The sequence below is a fragment of the Pseudomonas emilianonis genome (genome assembly GCF_023072625.1).
Taxonomy (GTDB): domain Bacteria; phylum Pseudomonadota; class Gammaproteobacteria; order Pseudomonadales; family Pseudomonadaceae; genus Aquipseudomonas; species Aquipseudomonas paraveronii.
Window position 1 is genome coordinate 23,055 of the sequence record NZ_JAKNRV010000027.1, and the last position, 7,299, is coordinate 30,353.

5 protein-coding genes are annotated in these 7,299 nt (G+C 62.0%); 1 reads left to right on the forward strand and 4 read right to left on the reverse strand.

The features are described 5' to 3' along the window. Positions 1-181: 181 nt before the first annotated feature. Positions 182-1,459: an O-acetylhomoserine aminocarboxypropyltransferase/cysteine synthase family protein gene (locus L9Z73_RS05630; protein WP_247397277.1), complete on the reverse strand. Its 1,278-nt coding sequence runs from the start codon at positions 1,457-1,459 to the stop codon at positions 182-184. A 251-nt stretch (positions 1,460-1,710) separates the two neighbouring features. On the opposite strand from L9Z73_RS05630, the gene L9Z73_RS05635 reads away from it, so the two are divergent. Beyond that, entirely contained in the window at positions 1,711-2,547 is an 837-nt protein-coding gene (locus L9Z73_RS05635) for a 23S rRNA (adenine(2030)-N(6))-methyltransferase RlmJ (RefSeq protein WP_247397281.1), read from the forward strand. Between the two features lie 126 nt (positions 2,548-2,673). Here L9Z73_RS05635 and msrA read toward each other — a convergent pair whose 3' ends face one another. The 3 genes from msrA to L9Z73_RS05650 form a co-directional block, all read right to left on the reverse strand. Then, positions 2,674-3,321 carry a peptide-methionine (S)-S-oxide reductase MsrA gene (gene msrA / locus L9Z73_RS05640; protein WP_247397284.1) on the reverse strand — a complete coding sequence of 216 codons (648 nt, stop codon included), beginning with the start codon at positions 3,319-3,321 and terminating at the stop codon, positions 2,674-2,676. 73 nt (positions 3,322-3,394) lie between these two features. Then, the gene (locus L9Z73_RS05645) at positions 3,395-6,088 is read right to left on the reverse strand and encodes a putative bifunctional diguanylate cyclase/phosphodiesterase (protein ID WP_247397288.1); all 2,694 of its coding nucleotides are present in this window, start codon (positions 6,086-6,088) and stop codon (positions 3,395-3,397) included. Positions 6,089-6,380: 292 nt separating this feature from the next. Next, the coding region (locus tag L9Z73_RS05650; protein WP_430624277.1) for a 2-oxo acid dehydrogenase subunit E2 at positions 6,381-7,299 on the reverse strand (919 nt) is incomplete at its 5' end.

Genomic DNA, 7,299 nt, shown 5'->3' on the forward strand with positions numbered 1-7,299 from the left:
GTGGTTTTGGCGGGGGATTTCTCGGTGGTTTTTTGCTTTTGGGAAAAGGGCTACTGAGTTGCGGTAGGTTTCCGACAGAGGCGTGAATTTTCTCTGCCTTTACGCCGACGACCCTGCGGCACAAGGTCGCCTGCTTTGCGCACCATGCAAATGCCATGGCGCGCGGGTCGCTTACCTGGCCTCAGACGTGCGTTGCAGCCAGCGCCTGTTGTAGATCCTCGATCAGGTCTTCAATCGCCTCAATCCCCACCGACAGGCGAATCATCTCCGGCTTCACGCCGGCCTTGGCCTGTTCCTGCTCGTTCATTTGGCGATGGGTGGTGGACGCCGGGTGGCAGGCCAGGGATTTGGCGTCGCCGATGTTCACCAGGCGTTTGAAGATTTGCAGGGCGTCGTAGAAGCGTACACCGGCTGCGTAGCCGCCCTTGAGGCCAAACGACAGGATCGCCGAGGGTTTGCCCTGCATGTATTTCTGCGCCAGTGCGTGGTGCGGATGATCGGGCAGGCCGGCGTAGCTGACCCACTCCACTTCGGCGTGATCTTGCAGGAACTGCGCGACCTTCAGGGCGTTCTCGGTATGGCGTTCCATGCGCAGGGCCAGGGTTTCCAGGCCTTGCAGCAGCAGGAAGGCGTTCATCGGCGCCAGCGCTGCGCCGGTGTTGCGCAGCGGCACGGTGCGGGCGCGGGCGATGAAGGCGGCGGGGCCGAATTTTTCGGTGTAGACCACGCCGTGGTAAGCCGGCTCGGGCTGGTTGAGGCCGGGGAATTTTTCCGCGTATTTCGTCCAGGGGAACGTGCCGCTGTCGACAATTACGCCACCCAGGGAGTTGCCATGGCCGCCGACGTATTTGGTCACCGAATGCACCACGATATCGGCGCCGAACTGGATCGGTTTGCACAGGATCGGCGTGGCCACGGTGTTGTCCACCATCAGCGGTACGCCACGGGCGTGGGCCACGTCGGCCAGGGCTTCGATGTCGATGATATTGCCTGCCGGGTTACCGATGCTCTCGCAGTAGACCAGCTTGGTGTTGTCGTCGATCAGTTCGGCGATGGCGGCGGCGGAATCGTCGCGGGCGAAGCGCACATCGACGCCGAAGCTCGGCAGCAGGTGGGCGAACAGGGTGTAGGTGCCGCCATAGAGCTGCGGCGTGGTGACGACATTGTCACCGGCGCGGGTCAGGGTCTGGATCGCATAGTGAATCGCTGCGCTGCCGGCGGACACGGCCAGCGCAGCGATACCGCCTTCGAGCGCGGCCATGCGCTGTTCCAGCACATCGTTGGTCGGGTTCATGATCCGCGTGTAGATATTGCCGGGCACGTCCAGGTTGAACAGGTCGGCGCCGTGCTGGGCGTTATCGAATTCGAAGGCGACGTTCTGATAGATCGGCACCGCGACGGCCTTGGTGGTCGGGTCGGACTTGAAGCCGTGGTGCAGGGCGATGGTGGCGTCTTTCATGGTTTTTGTTGACCTCCTTGGTTTTTATGGGCGCCCCCAGGCAGGGTGGGAGCTGGCTTGGCTGCGATGGCGTCATCGCGGTGTGCAGGTAATACCGCGTCGGTTGCATCGCGGGCAAGCCCGCACACATAGTAGGGGTTAGATTGTTTTCAGTCGTACACCTGTATTTGCGGCATAAGCACCGCCCGGCATGCGCCCCTGCACCTTTGCCCGTGTAGCAGGTAAACTTCGCCCCCTGCGCAGGAGCAACCATGAATTATCGTCACGCCTTTCACGCCGGCAACCACGCCGATGTCTTCAAACACCTGACCTTGACCCGCCTCATCGCCTTGATGTCGCGCAAGGAGCAGCCGTTCGCCTACCTCGACACCCATGCCGGCATCGGTCTGTACGACTTGCAGGGCGACCAGGCCAACCGCACCGGTGAATACCTGGAGGGCATCGCCCGCCTGTGGGGCAAGAGCGACCTGCCGCCATTGACCGCCGACTACATGCGCGTGCTGCACGAGATGAACCCGGATGGCCAATTGCGCTATTACCCAGGTTCGCCGGAACTGGCACGACGCCTGACCCGTCCCCAGGACCGCGTGCTGCTCAATGAAAAGCACCCGGAAGACGGTGTGCTGCTCAAGGACAACATGAAGGGCGATCGGCGCGTCAAGGTTCACCTGGGCGAAGGCTGGCATGTGCCGCGTGCCATGCTGCCGGTGCAGGAAAAGCGCGCGTTGATGCTGATTGATCCGCCGTTTGAACAGCTCGACGAAATGCAGCGCTGCGCGGCGTCGCTCAAGGAAGCGGTCAGCCGCATGCGCCAGACGGTCGCGGCGATCTGGTATCCGGTGAAGGACCAGCGCATGTTGCGCCGTTTCTACCAGGACCTGGCCGGCACCGGTGCGCCGAAATTGTTGCGCGTGGAGTTGCTGGTGCATCCGCTGGACACGCCCAACACCCTGACCGGCTCGGGCCTGGCGATTGCCAACCCGCCGTGGGGTTTGGAAGAGGAATTGCGTGAGCTGCTGCCGTGGCTGTCCAAGCAACTGGGCCAGACCCAGGGCGGGTGGCAGATGGATTGGCTGATTGCCGAGTAACCGAGTCTGGCGCAAATCAATGTGGGAGGGGCTTGCCCCCGATAGCGATGTATCAGGTACAGATGTACTGACTGACACACTGCTATCGGGGGCAAGCCCCCTCCCACATTTTGATTTGCGTCGGCTTTAGATCGGGCAGGTCACGCCGGTGCCGCCGATCCCACAGTAGCCCTGCGGATTCTTCGCCAGGTACTGCTGGTGATACGCTTCGGCGAAGTACACCGTCGGGGCTTCGTCGATTTCCGTGGTGATGGTGCCCAGGCCGGCCTTGCTCAGCTCTTGCTGATACGCCTTGGCACTGGCCTGCGCCGCCGCCAATTGCTCCGGCGTGGTGGCGTAGATCACTGAACGGTACTGGCTGCCGATGTCATTGCCCTGGCGCATGCCTTGGGTCGGGTTGTGCAGCTCCCAGAACATCTTCAGCAAGTCTTCGTATTTCACCTTGGCCTGGTCATACACCACCAGCACCACTTCGCTATGGCCGGTCAGGCCCGAGCAGACTTCTTCGTAGGTCGGGTTCGGCGTGTAGCCGCCGGCATAGCCGACCACGGTGCTGACCACGCCATCGCGCTGCCAGAACTTGCGTTCCGCGCCCCAGAAGCATCCCAGGCCGAAGATCGCGAAGCCGACGTCGTCGATGAACGGACCGAGCAGCGGGTTGCCGTTGACGAAGTGCGTTTCCGGCAGGCTCATCGGGGTTTCACGGCCGGGCAAAGCTTGTTCTGCAGTAGGAAGCACGTTTTTGTTCACCAGAATTTCCGAGCGCAAGACCATGAGCAGTCCTCTCGTCAGGTTGAGTTAACAGTAAAGAGTCAGACAGCCAGTGTGCCCGAGTGTTACAGCGCTGTCAGGCGATTGGCCCGCGAGGATAGCGTTTAAGCTTCTCGAGCAGCTCTGAGCCGGGAATAGGCCGGTCGAACAGATAGCCCTGGCCGACGTCGCAACGGTGCCGACGCAGGAACGCCAACTGATCGGCGGTCTCGATGCCTTCGGCCACGACCTTGAGCTTGAGGTTGTGGGCCATGGCGATCACGGCGGAGGTGATTTCCATGTCGTCCTGGTTGTCCGGGATTTCGTGGATAAAGCTGCGATCGATCTTGATGATGTCGATCGGGAATTTTTTCAAGTAGCTCAGCGACGAGTAACCGGTGCCGAAGTCGTCCATGGCCAGGGTCAGGCCCAGGCGCTTCAACTGGTCCAGTTGCAGGCGGGTGTCCTCGGTGGCCTCCAGCAGCAGGCCCTCCGTCAACTCCAGCTCGAGTAGGTTGGCCGGCAGCTCTTCCTCTTTGAGGATTGCGGCAATCGAGGCCACCAGGTCCGGGTCGGAGAACTGCTTGGGCGACAGGTTGATTGCCACCTGCAGGTTGCCCAGGCCGGCGGCGCTCAGTTGCTTGCTCATGCGGCAGGCCTGGCGGGCGACCCATTTGCCGATGGGGATGATCAGGCCGGTTTCTTCGGCCACGCTGATGAACTGGTCGGGGCGGATCATGCCCTTTTCCGGGTGGTTCCAGCGCAGCAGCGCCTCCATGCCCAGCAAGCGGCCGCTGCGCAGGCACAGCTTGGGCTGGTAGAACACCTCCAGCTCGTTCTGGGTCAGGGCGCGGCGCAGGTTGTTTTCCACGAACAGCTTATAGCTGGCCTCGGCGTTCAGCGCTTCGTTAAACACCTGCACCTGGTGTTTGCCGTTGGCTTTGGCCTTGTGCAGGGCTAACCCGGCGTTGCGCATCAGGGTTTGCGGGTCGCGGCCATGCAGCGGCGCGCAGGCCAGGCCCACGGAGCCGGTGACGCTGATCAACTGGTTGTCGACGAACATCGGCTTGTCGAGGGTCGCCAGCAGTTGGCTGGCGACGAACTGGCCGCTCTCCAGGTCGGTCTCGTCGAGCAACACCGCAAACTCGTTACTGGCAAAGCGCGCCAGGCTGCCGCCGGCGCTGAGGCTGTTGCGCAGGCGCCGGGCCAGGCTGATCAGCAGCTTGTCGCCGGTCTGGTGGCCGAGGCTGTCGTTGATCCGCTTGAAGTTGTCGATGTCCACCAGCAACAGGCAGATCGGGCTGTCGCTGTCGCGGGCAAAGCGTTCGTCGAGGTTGCGGATAAACGCCGGGCGGTTGCCCAGGTTGGTCAGGTTGTCGGTGTAGGCCAGGCGCTCGATGCGCTGCTGCGCCAGCTTGGTCTGGGTGATGTCTTCGTAGATGCCGATGTAGTGGGTCAGCTCGTGATTGTCGCCATAGACCTTGGAGATCGACAATTGGCCCCAATAGGGTTCCAGGTTCTTGCGCCGGCTTTTGAATTCACCCTGCCAGCTGTTGCTCTGGGCCAGGCTCGATGGCGCGTCGAACAACAGCTCGTTGAGGTTTTCCAGCGCCGGCAATTGCGCCAGGCGCTGGCCGTGGACCTCTTCGGTGCTGTACTGGGTGATCGCGGTAAAACTGGGGTTGACGTACTCCACCACGCCATCGCAATTGACCAGCAGGAAGGCGTTGGCGCTTTGTTCCACCGCGCGCTGAAACAGATGCAGCGCGCTGGTGGCGGTACGACGGTTGTGGTTGTTGATCACTTGCGCGAACTGATCCGCCAGCTCGCCGGCAAAGGCGATTTCGTCGGACTGCCAGACGCGCGTGTCGCCGCCTTGTTCCAGGCACAACACGCCAACGACCTGACCATCGACGCGGATGCTCGCGTCGAGCATTGCATGTATGTCTTTGGCCTGCAGGGATTCGGCCATTTCGCGGGTGCGTGGGTCGTACTTGACGTTGCTGGCGTCGATCGCCCGGCTGGTTTGCAGGGCTTCGAGGTAGTCCGGAAAGCCGCTGGCATCAATCGGCTCGGGCAAGTGGTGCTGCTGATCGGTGCGGTAGTACGCCGAGATCGGCACCAGGCGCTGGTCTTCGAGGTTCCAGATGCTGGCGCAATCGATCTGGTAGATGTCGCAGGCGCTGCGGGTGATCAGCTCGGCGGCTTCCTGCAGCGAATTGTTCGTGGTGTAGCGCTGGCGGGCGAGCAGCAGGATCAACGCTTGCTGGGCGCGCACGCGTTCCAGGTGCAGCAACTGTTCCTGTTGCGCGCGCTGGTTGAGTTCCAGGGCGATCTGCAGGCGGCTGTTCTGGCTTTCCAGGTCTGCCGTTGGCGTAGTTGACGGACTCTCGCTGAATACGCCGTCGACCACCATCAGGTAGCCCCGCAGCAGGTGGCGATTGTGTTGTTTGTAGGCTTCGCCCATTTCCAGCAGGCTCAGGGGGCCGTCGTTGGTGTGCAGGGTGTAGCGCACCAGGTAATGAGGGCTCTCGGTCAGTTGCTGCTGGATTGCATCGTGCAGTTGATAGCGCGCCTGTGGCTCCATCAGGCTGGCGTAGGGCGAGCCGATCAAGGCGCACAGTTCAACCGCCGGCAGGCCGAATTGGCGCTCGCAATTGGGGTCTAGGTAGAGCAGGGCCCAGCTTGCCTCATTCTGCCGCTCGAAACGCAGCATACCGAGGCGCGAAGGCACCGGTAATTGCGTCACTACCTCGGCCGCCGTCCGGGCGACATCGGGTTGGCTTTTCATGGGGAAGCTCACTTGAAAAAACGCACACGGCGCCGGGCTCTCGCCCTCTTTACTGTTGCCTGCCGCAAGGTTGCATCATGCAGACCGGGCTGACAAGAGAGGATGAAGGCTAAGTGCTATATGGTTTATATCGGCCGCGTGGGTGATTTCTGCAGTCGGGGTGACGGAAGGTGTACAAACCTGTTTATTTGTACAAAAAAAGCCCCGCCAAGTGGCGGGGTTGAGGAACGAGCGTGGCGCTCGGAAATCGATGCAATCAGGCCTCCCGGGTACCAGGGAGGCCCGTCGCGGCTTACAGCAAGATGGTGCGGATATCGTTCAGCAGTTGGCTCAGGCGCTGCGTGAAGCGTGCAGCCGCCGCGCCATTGATCACACGGTGATCGTAGGACAACGACAGTGGCAACATCAGCTTCGGCTGGAACGCTTTACCGTCCCATACCGGCTGGATAGTCGCCTTGGAAACACCCAGGATCGCCACTTCCGGTGCGTTGACGATTGGCGTGAAGCCAGTACCGCCAATGTGGCCGAGGCTGGAGATGGTGAAGCACGCGCCTTGCATGTCGTCTGCGGTGAGCTTCTTGTCGCGGGCCTTGGCAGCCAGCGCAGCGGCTTCGGCAGCCAGTTGCAGCAGGCTCTTCTGGTCGACGTTCTTGATGACCGGTACCAGCAGGCCATCCGGGGTGTCGACTGCAAAACCGATGTGAACGTACTTCTTGCGAATGATCGCCTTGCCGCTTGGCGCCAGCGAACTGTTGAAGTCCGGCAGTTCCTTGAGCAGGTGCGCGCAGGCCTTGAGCAGCAGTGGCAGCACGGTCAGTTTCACGCCGGCCTTCTCGGCCACGGCTTTCTGCGCAACGCGGAAGGCTTCCAGGTCGGTGATGTCGGCCTGGTCGAACTGGGTCACGTGCGGGATGTTCAGCCAGCTGCGGTGCAGGCTTGACGCGCCGATTTGCATCAGGCGGGTCATCGGCACTTCTTCGGTTTCGCCGAAGCGGCTGAAGTCCACGACCGGGATCGGCGGGATGCCCGCGCCAGCGGTAGCGTTGCCGGCAGCCGGGGCTTCCTTGGCTTTTTGCATCATGGATTTGACGTAAACCTGCACGTCTTCCTTGAGCACTCGACCATGCGGGCCGGTGGCCGCGACGGCGTTCAACTCGACGCCGAATTCACGGGCCAGTTGGCGCACGGCAGGGCCGGCGTGAGCCTTGGCA